Genomic DNA, 17,398 nt, shown 5'->3' on the forward strand with positions numbered 1-17,398 from the left:
GTGGTGAAAATAATGAAAACTCTAATATATATATTGATGCTTTGCTTCGTTATAACGGGATGCAGCATTGGAAAAAAAGACAATCCAAACGAAAAGCCGGAACAAAAAAATGTTTCAATGAAAAATGTTAACTATACGAATAAATCAAATAAGCCAAATAAACCAAATGAAAAAGCAGCAGATCATTTAGCATCTTTAGCAGCAAGTATACCAGGTGTGAATGATGCAACAGCGGTAGTTGTTGGGAAATATGCTATTGTAGGCATTGACGTAAAAGCAAAACTTGATCGAACTCGTGTTGAATCAATTAAATACTCTGTTGCGGAAAGCTTAAAAAATGACCCTGACGGTGCTAATGCAGTCGTTGTAGCTGATGTTGATACGTATGAACGCCTCAAACAAATTGGAAAGCAAATTAAAAAAGGAAAAACAGGTGAAGGTATACTAGATGAATTAGCAGCTATTGTGGGCCGAGTAATGCCACAAGTTCCAAATGATATGATTGAAAATAGAGAAACGAATCCAATTAAAGAAAATGATAAACAATTACCAAAAGATGAAGAACAAGAGCTAAGAAAAGAACAGGATGATCAATCAAATAATCATTTGAAGAAATGAAATGAACCTCGTACTTAATTGTACGAGGTTTCTTCAATGCAATATTAAATATTCAGTTTATTTTTAAGGGAATATATGGTTTAATTATGATGGGAGGGACATCTGTTATGATGAAAAAAAGCGCATTTATATTATTTAGTTTATGCTTAGGTTTCAGTATGACAGCTTGTGAGCAGAGAAAAGAAGTGAAAAAGCAAACAGCAACTTCTTCTACTGTGGTGGAAAGGCAGCAGAAAGACTCTATCAATATAAATCATTTTTCGAACATAAATGAAGGAATGACTTATACAGAAGTGAAAGATTTAATTGGTTTTGAAGGGGCTTTACTTATAGAAGAAGGGGTAGAACATTCTACACAAACAAAACAAATTTTTGCTTGGAAAGGAAACGATCCAAATTCATTTGTTGAAATTACTTTTTTAGATGGAAGAGTGCATTCAAAAGCACAGCAAGGTATAAGTTAATAAGCTAAAAATGGGAGAGTTTAGCATGAACATACACACAGGGGAAATTCAATTAGTTCCGTATAAGGAGAAATATAAAGAAGTTATACAAACATTTACTTTACCAAGTGAACAAGTTAAGTTTACATCAGATCCAAGTGCATTACTGGAGAAAGCAAAAAGTGATCGTACAAAAAATGTGATTGTTATTTTAGATTACAAGGGGGTACCGGTGGGTCTTTTCGCATTGCAAACAGGAGATAGAGTACAGGAGTTCACAGATAATGAGGATGCTTTACTTTTAACGTTATTTTCTATTGATCACAATAGACAAAGAAAGGGATACGCCAAAAAGTCATTGTTATTATTAGAAGAGTTTGTAAAACGTTATTTTCCAATAAAAAATGAAGTTGTACTTGCTGTGAATGAAAAAAATATTCCTGCACAAAATTTATATGGAAAAGTCGGATTCCAAGATAAAGGATTTAGAAGAATGGGACCAATTGGTCAACAAATAATAATGCATTTGCCTATAATGAAATGATAAGATGGAAAACTTACTCTTGAATATTCATGTAGTAAGTTTTTTTTATTTTGTGCTATGTTAGTAAAAACGAAAGTAGGTATCCCAAAAAAGATCAAGGTTTCAACATATATAGTTGAAAGGTCAATGCATATGCGAGGAGTAATTATATGACAATTTATATTGCATTACTAAGGGGAATCAATGTAGGTGGACATAAAGTAATCAAAATGGCAGATTTGAAAGGAGTGTTTGAATCCATAGGATTAAAACAAGTAAAAACATATATTCAAAGCGGTAATATCGTGTTTGAATCTGAGGAAGATAAAAACACTCTAAAAGTAAAAATTGAATTTGAAATTAAAAAGGAATTTAATTTTGATGTTCCAGTCATACTTAGAACAAAAGAAGAATTTATAAATACTATAAAATATTCCCCTTATAAGGCCGATGCTTTGTTAGAAGGAGAAAGTATACACGTTGCCTTTTTAGCTCATCCATTTTCTGAAGATGAGAGGAAGCAGTTACTTATGTACAAAAGTGAACTTGAAGATTGCTATGTAGATAAGAAGGTTGTATATTTGTTTTTCAAAAATAGCATTCGGAATTCTAGATTAATGAACCAGTTTCAAAAGTTACATACACCAGCTACAGTCAGGAATTGGCGGACTGTGAATAAATTAAAGGCAATTGTAGAGGATATGTAAATATAAAAAGATGAGGTTTTCTATATGTAGAAAACCCCATCTTTTATTTATATTGTTTTGCAACTATAAGTTCGACAATAGGATAAATAAAGAATGAAGAACAAAGTGCGATGAACAGTGGAAGGTTTTTAACTCCATCTAAATTAGCCCCCATAGAAAATCCTTCGGTGAAGATTAAAATAAGGAACATTACAACTACAAGCACAAAATACGCAATTTTAAAACTTTTATATGTAATTTGTTGGCCCATTTCATCTTGACTTTCTTCTGATACACCGTGGGGATCTCCCCATGTAAGATGATTAATTAAATTACCAAGTATTAAAGAACCAGCGAAAATCGTACCGCCCAAAATAGAACCTTCAGTTATGTATTTATATGCGCCATGTACTAGTATTGCAATTAATGCTAAAACAATGAATATAAAAATAGTTTTTTTAGTATTCAATAAATAATTGCACCTCCATAAGTGTAAAAAACTATTTACACTTATAGTATAAAAGTAGGGAAGTTTTGTGTCAAACATTTTTTACATGTGGCGCGTATTTATGTAATATCTTGTTTTTATAATGAGTAAAAAATTACAATACATTTGAATGTAAAAGAATGGGCTCGCATATATTTGGAAGGGATGTCAGATTAATTTAGGGGGTAGTTATGTCTATACTTTTAAAAGCTGGTGCAGATGCAGGAAACAACGGTTTGAAGTTAATGGTGAAAGGGCAAGACCCTATTTTTATTCCGAGTATTTATTCTTTATATATAGGTGAGCCTACAGGACTCTTAGATGAGGTAGATGTTTCATTGTCTGAATTAGAAAACCATATTGATGTGACTATAAGTTCGCCATCTTTAATGCTAAATAATGTACGGTACATCGTTGGAGAAAAAGTCATTCAAGATCAATTAAAAGGTACTGAGGTAGAGAAGAAATCGAATAAGTCAACGGATGAGTTAATGGTTATTACAATACTATCAGGTTTAGCGGTAAGCGCTATGCGTCAAAGTCCAACTTCTAGCCATATTAATATTCGTTATGATTTATCTGTCGCTCTTCCTATGCAGCTTATTACACAAGAAATAGCTGCTGAAAATGCAAAACGTTATATGGGAAATCATAAGGTTATTTTCCATTATCCGAACGGACGCGATGTGACAATTAATGTTTCAATTGAGTTTTGTAAATGCCTGCCTGAGGGTGCTTCTGGGACGTGGGGCATTGTATACGATGAAGAAGGAAATGTTGTGAAACATAAAATAGAATGTGAGCAAAATCAAGTTTCTGAAATTGATTTTGTAGATAAAACTCTACTTTCTTTTGATATTGGTGCAGGGACGACAGAAGAAGTTGTTTCATTAGGGGTAAATTTCCGTCCGCAACTAAGTAAAGGTTTATCTTATGGTGTAAAAGAAACATTACTACAAATTATTACGAGATGGAACCGGAAGTATCCAACTAAGACGATTGATAGCATTACAGAGTTCAATCAAATTTATTTAAATGATAAGCATCCGAGAAATACCTTATTAGTTGAGGAATCACAGCCGGCACTATTAGGTTTAGCAGCGCGTGTCGCAACAGATATTATAAATAAAATTGATGATATGAAAGACGATCCATACGTGTTTATTTATGGCGGGGGCGCAGTAATTATTAAAAACAGTTTAAAAATGATTTTAAAACAAAAAGGACGACTAAAAAATGTAATCTTTGTAGATAATCCGCTATTTACAAATGCACGGGGATTATTAGTTTATACTTGTTCGCCAAAATATAGAGAGCATAAGCAAAAAGAGTTAGGATTTACAAACTTAACGATAAGTTAGTTGGTGGAAGTATGCGATCTAGGCGATATAAACGTGGTGATCGAGTAAAAATAAGTATTCATAAATCAGTATCACCTGAAATGCTTGCATGGCTGAATAAACAATCAAATCCAACTAATTTCTTTTTCTTTGCTGCGCAGCAACTATTTAAACAAGTAGGAGATATTGACGTTTCAAAAGCTTTACCAAGCAGCCATGTTTTCTCGTTATATGTGGAGCCTTCATCCTTATTAAAAGTCGAAGTAAACCCTTTTAAAAACATGCCACTAGAAACAAATACATCCACCGAAAATGCAAAAAAAAAATTATGGGAATCTGTTGATCAATTAGATTGTCCATTTTTTTAAACATAGAAAAATATAGGAAGTCCCATCACTATACATACGAATACAGTGATGGGTTTTTGTTTGTAAATAGAAGGGGCACAATACAATTTGTGCCCCTTCTTTTAATTATTTGTTTGTCTAAATTTCAGATGTATGTTTAGAAACGGTATTAATTATGCTTTCCCAGTCATTTGGATGATTTTCATGACCTGCCCCTTTTAGAGTTAATAGTACTGAGTTTGGAATTTCATCAATTAGTGCGAGACCATGTTCAAGTGGGAGTGCTGTATCGTCTGTTCCGTGAATAACTAATGTAGATGCTTGTATGGAGTGGAGTACACCTTCATATGCATCATCACCTTGAAGTAAAGCATGATTAAACATACTTAATAAATTGTTTGCGCGTTTTATTTCTTGTTTTACTTGTGTGTAAACTCTATTTTCATCAAAAATTCGTTCTGATCCACATAATAGACGAGATCCTGAAACTAAATACTCTGCCACATCGTGTTTATTTGTCCAATCTATACTTGTGCCATTTGCATGATGTGTTAAAATTCTTTCATCCATTGGGGGTAAATCACGAGTATTGTTATCAGATCCTATTACACTAGTCGCTAGTAAAGTTAGCGTCAAAATTCTATCAGGATATTTTACAGCTGCAATTTGAGCAATCATACCACCTAATGACATACCAAAAAGATGGGCTTTATCAATATGATAAGCGTCTAATACCCCGATTGCATCTTCAGCCATATCTGTAACTGAATAATTTGAAGTGCCAGGTTCATATGTAACAGAGCGTCCAACATCACGATTATCAAAGCGGATAACAAATTTCCCTGTGTTTGCCAACTGTTCACAAAATTCTTCATCCCAATATATCATTGAACAAGTAGCTCCCATAATTAATAAAATAGCGGGATCATTAGAGTTACCAAAGCTTTCTGTACATATATCAATACCGTTTATTTTAAATATCTTTTCATTCATAGAGTTCTCTCCATTTCTTTTGAATTTAATTAAAAATACAATTTTGAATGATTCTAAGGTGTGTGTAAGATTCATTTTGGAATTCACAATGATTCATGCATAATTACCCCCAAAAATAAGTTTATGATAATTCAAGGCAAAAAATTTTGAGAAATAATTGTATGTTATTAAAATAAACAGCAAGGAGGAGAGGAAATGAAAGCAATTGTTATTGATCAATACGGTAGTGTCGAAGAATTAAAAGAAAGACAAGTTTTAAAACCGGTTGTTAAGAAAAACGAGGTATTAATACGCATTCATGCAACATCTGTTAATCCAGTTGATTGGAAAATAAGAAAAGGTGACTTACAAGAACAGTTACGCTTTTCATTTCCAATCACTTTAGGTTTAGATGTAGCTGGAGTTATTGAAGCAATTGGAGAAGATGTAGCGTATTTCAAAATTGGAGATAAAGTATTTACGAAACCTGAAAATATTGGGCAGGGCTCTTATGCTGAATTCATTGCAGTACAATCAGATTTAGTATCACATATGCCTAACAATATGAACTACGAAGAAGCAGCTTCTATTCCTCTTGCAGGACTTACAGCCTGGCAAAGTCTTGTAGATTACGCAAAAATAAAAGAAAATGACCGCGTATTCATTCATGCTGGAGCTGGTGGAGTTGGCAGTATGGCAATCCAAATTGCAAAATCATTTGGGGCTTTTGTAGCAACAACTGCAAGCAGTAAAAACAAAGAATTTTTACAGTCTGTAGGAGCGGATCTCGTTATTGATTATAAAAAAGATAAATTTGAAGAACTAGTATCAGATTTTGATATTGTACTAGATACGATAGGTGGCGAAGTGCAAGAAAAAAGTTTTCGAATTATTAAACCTGGTGGTGTTCTAGTTTCGATTGTTCATGAACCACTACATAAAGTAGAAGGAATAAAATCAGGATTTTTATGGTTAAAACCAAGCGGAAGACAATTAGAAGAATTATCAGCTTTGATTGTACAAGAAAAAATCAAAGCAATCATAAGTAAAGTTGTGCCATTTAATGAAGCAGGAGTTCGAGAAGCTCATATTTTGAGTGAAGGACAACATGTTAGAGGAAAGATTATAATTAAAGTGAAATGATAATGAAGATTATAATTTATAGAATGACTAGATTTGAATAACGAAAAAACGCAACAACGCAACAATAAATAATATCCCATACTACACATTTTCATTTTCGGATATTATTTATTGTTGGCCATTGTGATAGTACTTCTAACCTATACTGTTTCGTATTGTATCATGTAATTTCTCTAATCCAATCGCCATATCTTTCTCGTTTAACATTGAATAGCTAATTCTTAATTGGTTATCATTTGTTTCGTAATTTAATAGACAAGCTGTTCCTGGTAAAAAAGAGACATCTACTTCATTTGCTTTTTGTAATAAAGTAAATGGATCTATAGAATCAGGAAGTGTTACCCATAAATTAAAGCCACCATTTGGCATGTTAAAGCTTATTTCTTTTAATGGCGATAATATGTCTATTGTTAAATCACGTCTCATTTGTAAAGCTGTACGTAATTTTTCTAAATGATTTTTCATACGTTCTGCACGTATGAAAGGGAGGAGTGCTTTTTGCGTTAATAAAGGGCTACCGATATCCATCGAACCCTTCACTGCATATAACCATTCAAAAATAGGACCTTCGGCTATAAGTGCTGCGATACGCAGTCCTGGTGCTAATGTTTTACTAAATCCCTTTAAATATATAACATGACCATTCTTATCAAAACTTTTGATTGGGGGTGGTACGAAAGTATCCTCAAAATATATTTCTCCGAAAGAATCATCTTCAATGATAAAAAATTGATGGAGCTCCGCTAGTTCAATAATTTCCATTCTTCGTTCTTTACTCATTACTGTACCCGTCGGGTTTTGAAAAGTAGGATTCACATATAACAAAACAGGACTCTTTCTTTGGCAAACGTCATCGATTAAATCTGAGCGAATGCCGTTGTTATCAAGACTAATAGGTATAATCTGAACGCCTTTATTAAGAAAAACATCAAGTGCTGCGCCATAACAAGGACTCTCTACTAGTACAATATCTCCAGCTTTTAATAATGTTTGAGCAATTAAATCAATTCCTTGCTGGGCACCACTTGTAATTAATAATTGAGATGGATCTATCGTTAATTGTTGATGTTCTTTTAGATAGTTGCTTATTTCCATTCTTAGTTCAATATCACCTTGCACAGGCCCATAAGTTGCTAACAACATCGGATTTTTATCCAGCAATTTGTGCATTTCATCTGCCAAAAATGGATTTGGTAATAGACGAGGGTACAGAATCGCTTGTGAAAAATCATAATATTTACGGTGCGTATTCATTGCATATTGAGAGCGTGTAACATTAATAGATTTCGATTGTTGCCATTTATACGGTATTGGTTTGAAATCTTTCTTTACACGTTTATATATGTAAGCACCTTTTCCTTGTTCGATGCGTATATACCCTTTCGTTTCTAACTGTTTATACGCTTTACGAACAGTTAATACATTGATTTGTAAATCTGTGGCCATACAACGTAAAGAAGGAAGGGATTCGCCATGTGAAAGCATGCCGCTTTGTACTCGTTCAACAATTTGCATATATATTTGTTGATAATACGGTATGTTTGATTCTTTACGTAGCACAATCTTCATAGTTTCACCTAGTTTTCTTTTTAATTTAATTAAATCGAAAAACATATAGGGAATCAACTACAAGTTGAGGTAACTGTTATATGTGCCGATACACTGTTATACACCATACCCTCTATACTCATGTTAAGAGTGAAAAAGGAGGAAGCAAAATGGTCATTTTTAATTACATTTTAGTATGTATTATTTTCGGAACAACATTTTTAACGATAAAAATTGGAATTGAAGCAGGAGCACCACCATTGTTTTCAGCAGGAATTCGCTTCTTTTTAGCGGGTATAATCCTTATGATTATTTTTAAGTTAAAGCGAAAAGAAATTATGCCACATATATTTTCAAAACGGATTATGTATGCTGGTTTTTGTTTAACATTCATGACATTCGCAAGTTTGTACTGGTCAGAACAATATATTTCTTCAGGATTAGCTGCTGTTCTTTCTGCTACGGGACCAATGATGATTTTGTTAATACAAGCAAAGAGGAATAAGACAAAATTACAAAAGGAGCAACTCGTTGCTTTAGTTATTGCACTAATAGGTGTTATATTTGTTTCTTTACCAGGAATGCATCAAAAAGTGAGTTTTATATGGAGTATTGCTTGTATTGTTTTAGTAATAGGAGAGTTATTTTACGGAATAGGTTCTATTCGTTCGAAAGAAATACTTTCAGATTTATCAAATGTATCACCATTTCTTATTAACGGTATTCAAATGTTTTATGGAGGAATTTTACTACTAATCGCATCTATTATTTTAGAACAACCAAATGTAACTGTATTAACTTCATGGAGTGTACAATGGCCTATTTTATATCTCATATTTATTGGATCAATTGGTGGACACGGGTTATATTACTGGCTCTTATCAAAAACAAATCCAGTATTTCCATCAACATGGTTATATGTATCACCATTAATTGCAATAATTGTGGGATATATCATTTTAGGAGAACCTTTAAATCCTACAATGGGAATTGGAGCTTGTTTCATATTGATTGGTGTATTTTTAGCCAATCGTACAACAATTGGCGCTTATTTTAAGCAAGGGAAGTTATTGAAGAAAGAGCTTTAAATAGAAACGACTGACGTATTTTAAGAACTTAAATAAATAAGTGATACAAAAAACATGCTATGACAAATTTGTAGCATGTTTTTCTTACTGGATAAGTTACCATAATTTCCTTGCAAAAACAACGAACGGTGTACTTTACGAACAGTGTTCGTTATGTTATAAATAGAACAAGTAATTCAAAAACATGTAAGGTGTGATTAATGATGGAAAGAACGAACAATACGAAAAAAAGAATTGCGATTATAGGGGCTGGACCAGGAGGATTAACATTAGCTCGTATATTACAACAGCATGGTTTAAAAAGTGTTGTGTATGAAAGAGAAACATCACCAATGAGTCGTCAGCAAGGAGGTTCATTAGATATTCATAATGATACTGGTCAAGAAGCGCTAAAAGAAGCAGGGTTGTTAGAGAAATTTTATGAATCTGCTAGATATGAGGGAGAAGATTTTCGCTTATTTGATAAAAGTGGAAAAATATATTTAGATGAAGAAGCAGATTCAACTGGCGGGAATCGTCCTGAAATTGATCGTGGTGAGTTGCGTGAGTTGCTGTTAAACTCTGTTGATTCAGAATGTATACATTGGGGATATAATTTAATAAAAACTGTTTCTCTAGAAAACGGTATGCATAAACTTTATTTTGAAAATGGACATGAAGATATTGTTGATTTAGTTGTAGCGGCAGATGGGGCTTTTTCACGAATTCGCCCACTTGTCACCGATTCTATACCGCAATATACTGGAATTAGTATGATTGAATTGAATTTGCAAAATGTCACGGAAAATCATCCGGAAATGGCGAAATTTAATCGACGTGGCAAAGTTTTTGCACTTTCGGATCATCAAGGTATTTTGGCACAGTTAAATGGAGATGACAGCATTCGAGTATACTTAAGTTTTAGAACTAATAAAGAATGGCTTGATAATTGTGGGATTACATTTGAAAATTTAGAAGAAGCAAAGAGTCAACTTCTACAATATTTTGAGGACTGGGATGAAACACTTAAAAATTATATTAGATGTGCAGATGGGGCGATTTTTCCTAGACGAATTTATATGTTACCTGTGGGGTTAACTTGGAATAGTACGCCTGGTGTCACTTTAATTGGTGATGCTGCTCACTTAATGTCTCCATTTGCTGGGGAAGGTGTGAACCTAGCTATGCGTGATGCAGCAGAACTTGCACTAGCTATTGTAAAATATGACGATTTGAACGAAGCGATCAAAAATTATGAAGGGAAAATGTACGATTATTCTTCACAGTCTGCCGCTATCTCAAATGATAACCTTGAAATTTGCTTTTCAGAAGATGCTGCTGTTAAAATGTACAATCTTATGAATCAACTTCATAAACAACAATAAAAATGAATGGAATTAAGGAGACCTATGGAAGAAAAAACAAATACAACGAATAGCCGTCGTTCACGGCCAGCAAAAGAACCATTGAGTAAAGAAATTATTGTGAAAACTGCATATAACCTCCTGGAATCTGAAGGGATATCAGGTCTTAGTATGAGGAAAATTGCAAAAGTGCTAGATACAGGACCATCCTCTTTATATGTTTATGTTAAAAATGCTGATGAATTAAGAGCGTTTGTATTAGATTATGGTCTAGGAAAGATTGAAGAAATAGATGTCAAAAATGAGACATGGAAAAAAGCATTATTTGAACTTATATATTCATATTTCAGAATTTTGTTCAATTCCCCTGGAATGGCGGAATTGGCTTTAATGACAATTCCAATTGGACCAAATTCGTTAGCTCTTACCGAACAGATTTTGCGCCAATTACAAGTAGGAGGAGTGAATGCGAAATCATCAGCATGGGGAGTAGATATTCTACTGTTATATGCTGCTTCAGTCGCATATGAACAAACAGCACGTAAAGAAAAGGGAACTACACTTGACGCAATTCGCGCTTCGTATGAAACATTAGATGTAGTAAAGTATCCGATGATTGTAAGCTTAAAAGATGATATGTTGTCTGGTGGAGAAGAAAGGTTCCGCTGGGGATTAGAAGTTGTACTTCAAGGTATTTTACATGCGCAATAATATGGATCTTAACATCGAGAATCAATGGCGATATTTATATGAAATAAAAACACACTAGGTCTTTAAACCATAGTGTGTTTTTATAATTAATTCACTTTTTTAATAAAACCTTTATAATGACGTTTTACAAGCTGACTTTCTAACGTCTTCATAGTTTCTAGCGCTACACCAACAATGATAAGTAAGCTTGTACCACCAATTTGAGCAGAAGGTGGTAATGTAGCAATTTTTGTGAATACGAGCGGTAATATGGAAATTGCACCTAAGAAAATTGCACCGATAAATGTTAAACGGTATAAAATTTTAGTTACATATTGTTCAGTTGCTTTACCAGGACGAATACCAGGAACATATCCGTTTTGCTTTTTCAAATTCTCAGCCATTTGTTCAGGATTCACTTGAATAAATGCGTAGAAGTATGTGAAAGCAACGATAAGACCGACATAAAGTGTCATTCCAATTGGATGTGCGAAATCTAGATTTGCAACTAACCATTTTGATGCGCTTGAATCAGGGAAGAGCTGCGCGATTGTACGCGGCGTCATTAAAAATGCAGAAGCAAAGATAACTGGAATAACACCAGCACTATTTACTTTAAGAGGTAAATGAGTGTTTTTTGCTCCTTGATATTGATTGTTTCCTGAAACAGCTTTTGCATATTGGATCGGTATTTTACGTACAGCTTGTTGAATGTAAATAACGCCAACAACTATCGCTAAAATTACGAGTCCAATTAAAACAATTTTTATGATGTGCATGAATAGTTGGTCGCCAGCATTTTGAAATTGTTGTAAATAAATTTGATTTGCAACATTTGGAATCGCGGCAACAAGACCTGCGAAAATAATCATCGAAATACCATTACCGACGCCGTTAGCGGTAATTTGTTCGCCTAACCAAAGTAAAAATGCAGTACCTGCAGTTAAAACTGTCGCAATAAATAAGTATGTAGTCCAGCTTTGATCTGTTATTAATTGTCCACCTGCTATATTATTAAAGCCATAAGACATTCCGATGGCCTGTATGAATGCGAGAATGATTGTAAAGTATCGAGTGAATTGAGCTGATTTCTTACGGCCCATTTCTCCTTGCTTTGCCCATTCCGAAAATTTAGGTATAACATCCATTTGAAGTAATTGTACTATGATAGAAGCTGTAATATATGGTGTAATACCTACAGCAAAGATTGAGAAGTGTTGCAGTGCTCCTCCGCCAAATACGTTTAACATACCTAAAACGTTAGCTTGATCTTGTACTTTTAATACCTCTGCGTTAGTATGAGGAACTGGAATAAACGTGCCAATTCGAAAAACGATTAACATCGCTAGTGTAAAAAGGATTTTCCTTCTTATCTCAGCTACTCTCATGAAATTTGAAATTGTACGAAACATTATGTCGCCTCCTATATTTTTATCAGTAAAAAACTGATTATTATACCCTATGAAGTAACCACAAACCTCCTTCCGCACTAAATTCATTTGACAAATGGATTTTCATACACTTTGTAGTTTTCACGGATATAAAAATATAAGGTGTTATATAAGCGACCTATACACTTTTCGTAATCATTCAATACCCATAATATATCGAATAAATTAACAAATGTACATACATACGCATGAAAAATGAATAAATAGGGTGATTTTTTACATTTATGTAATGTTCGATTGAATAAGACAACGCTTATTAAAAATATATAGTGCTACTACGAATGCATCGTTTAATGATGTTTGACAGGTTGATTCGGTCCGTTGACATTTCGGAATCAGAAGATTATAGAAATCTAAGAAAATAGTTGTTGCAGTATATAGAAGGTGTTAAACAGCAAGTCAAAAGCGCATGCATTTTATTCTCTTTATTTTTGTAGCAGAACCACCTTCAAAATTATTTTTTGTAGTTGAAGTTTCCCGAATAATAAGTTACATTTTTAAAGTTCAAACAACTTTACGAAAGTACAAAAAGGGGAGAAATATTATTATTATGCAAAGAATGAAATGGAAGAACTATGTATGTTACTTTGTAATTCTATTACTGCTCGGAACAGCAGTAATAGTCAAACCACCTATCTCTAAGGCTGAGGAATCTGAAGTTAATATTACATTGTTAGGTACTGCAGATATTCATGGTAGATTTATGCCGTGGGATTATGCACTTGATGGAGCAAATATGAGTGGAAGTTTGACGCAGCTTTATACGGTTATAAAGAAGGTCCGTCAAGAAAATCCAAATACCATATTAGTAGATGCCGGGGATACAATTCAAGGAAACTCAGTAGAATTATTCAACGATAAGCCACAATCGCCAATGATGGTAGCGATGAATACAATGGGATATGACGCCTGGGCATTTGGAAATCATGAATTCAACTTTGGATTAGATACATTGAAAAAAGTTAGTGAGCAATATAAGGGAAAAACGTTAGCAGGTAATATTTATAAGGAAAATGGAGAGCGCTTTCTTCCTGCATATACAATTGTAGAAAAAGGTGGAATTAGAGTTGGGATTATTGGTATGAATACACCAATGATTAGTGATTTTGAAAAAGGGACAGATCACTTAGATGGTTTAGTGGTGAAAAATCCGGTAGAAGAGACGAAAAAGGCAATTAAGGAATTAGAAGGTAAAGTAGATGTAATGGTAGGAGTTATGCATATGGGATTAGAAAATGAGAATGGTATCCCTGGTACTGGTGTTCAAGATATTGCAAATGCTTGTCCGGAACTAAGCGCTATTTTTGCGGCTCACATGCATAAACTTGTAAAAAAAGAAGTTGTAAATGGCGTAATTATTACAGAGCCAGATAAATATGGAACACATATTTCACGTATTGATCTTACTTTTACAAAGCAAGATGGGAAGTTAGTTTTAAAAGATAAAACTGCTACCGCTATACCTGTAAAAAATGCTGATGGAACAACGATATTATCTGATCCTACACTTGAAGAAACACTAACACCTTTTCACGAATACGCGAGAGGAGATGCAAATGTTGTAGTCGCTCAATTAAAGGGTAGAAATCTTGTTCCTGAAAATGAAATAAAGGGTATTCCAAGTGTTCAGATTCAAGAAACACCTTTATCAGATTTCTTTCATGAAGTCATGCTCTATTACAGTAAAGCGGATGTAGTAGCCCATCAAATTGATAATGATTATGCCCGTTTGGATATTGGGCCTATAAAGAAGAAAGATATTGCGTATAATTATCAATATGCTTTGGGAGAAATTACAGTATATAAGATAACCGGAAAAGATTTAAAAGATTATATGGAGTGGGCAGCAGGATATTTTAACTCATCTCGTGCCGGAGATGTAACCGTTAGCTTTGATAAAACCCGCCGTGCATCTAAATACAGTACGAACGATTTCTTTGGAGGCGTAAAATACGAAATTGACTTAACAAAACCATATGGAAGTAGAATTACAAATTTACGCTCTATTCGTACAAACAAACCAATCAAAATGAGCGATGTTATGACGCTGGGAATGAATGCATATAGAATGGAGGCTCTTCAGGCAAAAGGGGGCGCTTTAGAGGGACGTAAATTTGAACAAACTTGGTCATCTAAACAAGAAAATGCATTCGGAGAAACAGGTGGAACCATTCGTAACCTCGCTATTACATATTTAAAAGAGGTAAAGAACGGTGTATACACGCCAAAAGTTATGCGTAATTGGAAAATTACTGGTGTAGATATACATTCTTCAGAGCATAAGGCCGTAGTTGATCTTGTGAATAAAGGGATTTTAGAAATTCCAAAAACAGAAGACGGAAAATACACAAATATAGCATCTATAAATACGAAAGACTCAATTTCAAAAGAAGAGATTATATTACTCTCACAAAAAGCAAATATTAATCCAAATCAGTTTAATCATGTAAAGACAAAAGGTGAATTCTACAAAAAACTTAGTAGGATTACTAGAAAAATATAAAATATAAAGTTTCTTATAGTAATTGTTATTTTAATAGCATGAAACCCACTCTTAAAAAAGTAAAGAGTGGGTTTTTATGTTGTTATTTAGATGTAAGTGTACTTTTATTAGAATGAAATATAGATAATTAGCAACTAATCAATTGGATGAGCGCCTTAGGGAGCTCTTTTTTTATTGAAATTAATGCATTTATATGAGTTGTTCTTTATTTATAGCATCATCCTTAATTTATGTAATTTTGCATAATGTTACATAAATTGTGTATTTTCTCTTTTTTCCGACAGTAATAGACAGTATACTTTGTACAAGCTTTCTATTTCAAAAATTATACGAGGTGAAATAATGAAAAACAAAAAGACATTAACTAAGGTAGCATTAACAACAGGATTAGCTTTAACAGCTGTGGCACCATATGGGGTAGGTCATGCAGAAGAAACAGATCAACTACAAGTTCAAATTCAGGAGGAATCGTTCCGTTCAGGTGAACTTACACAACCGTCACAAAAGGCACCAGAAAATGTAGTAAAGGATGCACTTAAGGAGAAAGCAGAACAAGCTCTGTCTCAAAAACAAGTCAATGGAGAAGCAGGAGTAGATTATAAAGTCCTTCAAAAACGTGGTTCGTATGATGGAACTACACTTGTACGTATGCAGCAAACATACGAAGGGAAAGAAGTATATGGACATCAATTAACTGCACACGTAGATAATAAGGGTGTTATTAAAAGTGTTTCAGGCGATAGCGCGCAAAATTTAAAACAAGAAGAATTGAAAAAACCTATTAATCTATCAAAAGATGAAGCAAAACAATATATTTATACGAAATACGGGAACGATATCAAGTTTATTTCTGAGCCAGAAGTTAAAGAGGTTATTTTTGTTGATGAAAATAATGGACAAGCTAGCAATGCATACCAAGTTACCTTTGAAGCTGCAACACCAAACTATATATCGGGTACTTATTTAGTAAATGCACAAAATGGTGATATGTTAAAAAATATGGTAAAAGAATCTAACTTAAAAGCAAGTGAAAAACTAGTTGGAGCCTTAAAGAAAAGTAAACAAAGCAGTCTTACATCATTAACTGGAACAGGAAAAGATGATTTAGGTATTTCTCGTTCATTTGGTATCTCTAAACAAAGTAATGGCAAATATGCTCTTGCTGATTATACAAGAGGGCAAGGAATTGAAACATATGATGTGAATTACAAAGATATTACTAAAGAAGAAAGCTATTATCCTGGTACATTAGCAACTAGTACTTCGGCAACATTTAACGATCCAAAAGCAGTAAGTGCTCATTACTTAGCAACAAAAGTATTTGATTTTTATAAAGATAAATACAAGCGTAATAGCTTTGATAATAAGGGGCAAAAGGTAGTTTCAGTTGTACACGCTTGGGATTCTGAAGAGACGAATGATCCGAAAAATTGGCAGAATGCGTTAAGTGCTAATAATGGAAGTATGCTTGTATATGGCGATCCTATCGTTAAAGCATATGATGTAGCTGGACATGAATTTACGCATGCTGTTACTTCTAGTGAATCTAATCTTGAATATTACGGTGAATCTGGTGCGATTAATGAGGCGCTATCTGATATTATGGGAACATCTATTGAGAAATACGTAAATAATGGAAGCTTTAACTGGACAATGGGAGAACAAACTGGATCTGTTTTCCGTGATATGGAAAACCCAGCTTCTGTTCCATCTTCACTTGGAGTACCTTATCCAGATGATTATAGTGAATTTAACGATTTTAATGGATGGGATCAAGGCGGTGTTCATTTTAATTCAAGCATTATTAATAAAGTTGCATATCTCATTGCAAAAGGCGGAACTCATAACGGAGTAACTGTTAAAGGAATTGGTGAAGATAAAATGTTTGATATTTTCTATTATGCAAATACAGATGAGTTAAACATGACTTCTAATTTCAAAGAATTGAGATCAGCATGTATTCGAGTGGCAACTAATAAATATGGTGCGAATACAACTGAAGTTCAAGCAGTTCAAAAGGCATTTGATGCAGCAAAAATTAAGTAATTTAGAAATATAGTCCTCATTCATATATTAATACATTATGAAAAACAGCTAATGACATTTTAATGATATTAGCTGTTTTTTTTACGTAGCAATGTAGTATTGAAAATACACTTACTAAGCAATAATTAGGCGCTCTACCTTTAAGAAGTTGCGACAAATATATAAGGTTT

16 protein-coding genes are annotated in these 17,398 nt (G+C 33.5%); 12 read left to right on the forward strand and 4 right to left on the reverse strand.

What is annotated here, in order from left to right; genetic code table 11:
- Positions 1-12 precede the first annotated feature (12 nt).
- From COK05_RS17485 to COK05_RS17500, 4 genes are all read left to right on the forward strand, one after another.
- A complete protein-coding gene (locus COK05_RS17485) occupies positions 13-618 on the forward strand; it encodes a YhcN/YlaJ family sporulation lipoprotein (RefSeq protein WP_098613582.1) in 606 nt (201 codons plus the stop codon).
- A gap of 107 nt (positions 619-725) precedes the next feature.
- Complete coding sequence (locus COK05_RS17490; protein ID WP_098613583.1) at positions 726-1,082, forward strand: hypothetical protein; 357 nt, start codon at positions 726-728, stop codon at positions 1,080-1,082.
- 10 nt (positions 1,083-1,092) lie between these two features.
- Positions 1,093-1,605, forward strand: a complete 513-nt coding sequence (locus tag COK05_RS17495) for a GNAT family N-acetyltransferase (protein ID WP_141539145.1) — start codon at positions 1,093-1,095, stop codon at positions 1,603-1,605.
- Positions 1,606-1,754: 149 nt separating this feature from the next.
- Positions 1,755-2,291, forward strand: coding sequence for a DUF1697 domain-containing protein (locus COK05_RS17500; protein WP_098613585.1), 537 nt, complete (start codon positions 1,755-1,757; stop codon positions 2,289-2,291).
- A gap of 43 nt (positions 2,292-2,334) precedes the next feature.
- Here COK05_RS17500 and COK05_RS17505 read toward each other — a convergent pair whose 3' ends face one another.
- Positions 2,335-2,739, reverse strand: coding sequence for a hypothetical protein (locus COK05_RS17505; protein ID WP_098613586.1), 405 nt, complete (start codon positions 2,737-2,739; stop codon positions 2,335-2,337).
- 209 nt (positions 2,740-2,948) lie between these two features.
- On the opposite strand from COK05_RS17505, the gene COK05_RS17510 reads away from it, so the two are divergent.
- Together COK05_RS17510 and COK05_RS17515 are read left to right on the forward strand one after the other, a co-directional pair.
- Positions 2,949-4,118, forward strand: a complete 1,170-nt coding sequence (locus COK05_RS17510) for a ParM/StbA family protein (RefSeq protein WP_098613587.1) — start codon at positions 2,949-2,951, stop codon at positions 4,116-4,118.
- Positions 4,119-4,129: 11 nt separating this feature from the next.
- Positions 4,130-4,465: a hypothetical protein gene (locus COK05_RS17515; RefSeq protein WP_098613588.1), complete on the forward strand. Its 336-nt coding sequence runs from the start codon at positions 4,130-4,132 to the stop codon at positions 4,463-4,465.
- Between the two features lie 117 nt (positions 4,466-4,582).
- On the opposite strand, the gene COK05_RS17520 is transcribed toward COK05_RS17515, so the two are convergent.
- The gene (locus tag COK05_RS17520) at positions 4,583-5,437 is read right to left on the reverse strand and encodes an alpha/beta fold hydrolase (protein WP_098613589.1); all 855 of its coding nucleotides are present in this window, start codon (positions 5,435-5,437) and stop codon (positions 4,583-4,585) included.
- Between the two features lie 195 nt (positions 5,438-5,632).
- On the opposite strand from COK05_RS17520, the gene COK05_RS17525 reads away from it, so the two are divergent.
- Complete coding sequence (locus COK05_RS17525) at positions 5,633-6,559, forward strand: NADP-dependent oxidoreductase (protein ID WP_098613590.1); 927 nt, start codon at positions 5,633-5,635, stop codon at positions 6,557-6,559.
- A 135-nt stretch (positions 6,560-6,694) separates the two neighbouring features.
- Here COK05_RS17525 and pdxR read toward each other — a convergent pair whose 3' ends face one another.
- On the reverse strand, positions 6,695-8,128 hold the full coding sequence (pdxR, locus tag COK05_RS17530; protein ID WP_098613591.1) for a MocR-like pyridoxine biosynthesis transcription factor PdxR: 1,434 nt from the start codon (positions 8,126-8,128) through the stop codon (positions 6,695-6,697).
- A 149-nt stretch (positions 8,129-8,277) separates the two neighbouring features.
- Here pdxR and COK05_RS17535 point away from each other — a divergent pair, with 149 nt between their 5' ends.
- The 3 genes from COK05_RS17535 (at position 8,278) to COK05_RS17545 (ending at position 11,249) form a co-directional block, all read left to right on the forward strand.
- On the forward strand, positions 8,278-9,195 hold the full coding sequence (locus COK05_RS17535) for a DMT family transporter (RefSeq protein ID WP_098613592.1): 918 nt from the start codon (positions 8,278-8,280) through the stop codon (positions 9,193-9,195).
- A 200-nt stretch (positions 9,196-9,395) separates the two neighbouring features.
- The gene (locus COK05_RS17540) at positions 9,396-10,559 is read left to right on the forward strand and encodes an FAD-dependent oxidoreductase (protein ID WP_098613593.1); all 1,164 of its coding nucleotides are present in this window, start codon (positions 9,396-9,398) and stop codon (positions 10,557-10,559) included.
- 24 nt (positions 10,560-10,583) lie between these two features.
- Positions 10,584-11,249 carry a TetR/AcrR family transcriptional regulator gene (locus COK05_RS17545; protein ID WP_098613594.1) on the forward strand — a complete coding sequence of 222 codons (666 nt, stop codon included), beginning with the start codon at positions 10,584-10,586 and terminating at the stop codon, positions 11,247-11,249.
- 86 nt (positions 11,250-11,335) lie between these two features.
- On the opposite strand, the gene secY is transcribed toward COK05_RS17545, so the two are convergent.
- Positions 11,336-12,640, reverse strand: a complete 1,305-nt coding sequence (secY, locus tag COK05_RS17550) for a preprotein translocase subunit SecY (RefSeq protein ID WP_098613595.1) — start codon at positions 12,638-12,640, stop codon at positions 11,336-11,338.
- Between the two features lie 589 nt (positions 12,641-13,229).
- Between secY and COK05_RS17555 the strand changes: the two genes are divergently transcribed.
- Both COK05_RS17555 and COK05_RS17560 read left to right on the forward strand, forming a co-directional pair.
- Entirely contained in the window at positions 13,230-15,182 is a 1,953-nt protein-coding gene (locus tag COK05_RS17555; protein WP_098613713.1) for a bifunctional metallophosphatase/5'-nucleotidase, read from the forward strand.
- Positions 15,183-15,524: 342 nt separating this feature from the next.
- Positions 15,525-17,228 carry a M4 family metallopeptidase gene (locus tag COK05_RS17560; protein WP_098613596.1) on the forward strand — a complete coding sequence of 568 codons (1,704 nt, stop codon included), beginning with the start codon at positions 15,525-15,527 and terminating at the stop codon, positions 17,226-17,228.
- The last annotated feature ends 170 nt before the right edge of the window (positions 17,229-17,398 follow it).

The sequence above is a fragment of the Bacillus cereus genome (assembly GCF_002567495.1).
GTDB classification, from domain to species: domain Bacteria; phylum Bacillota; class Bacilli; order Bacillales; family Bacillaceae_G; genus Bacillus_A; species Bacillus_A cereus_AQ.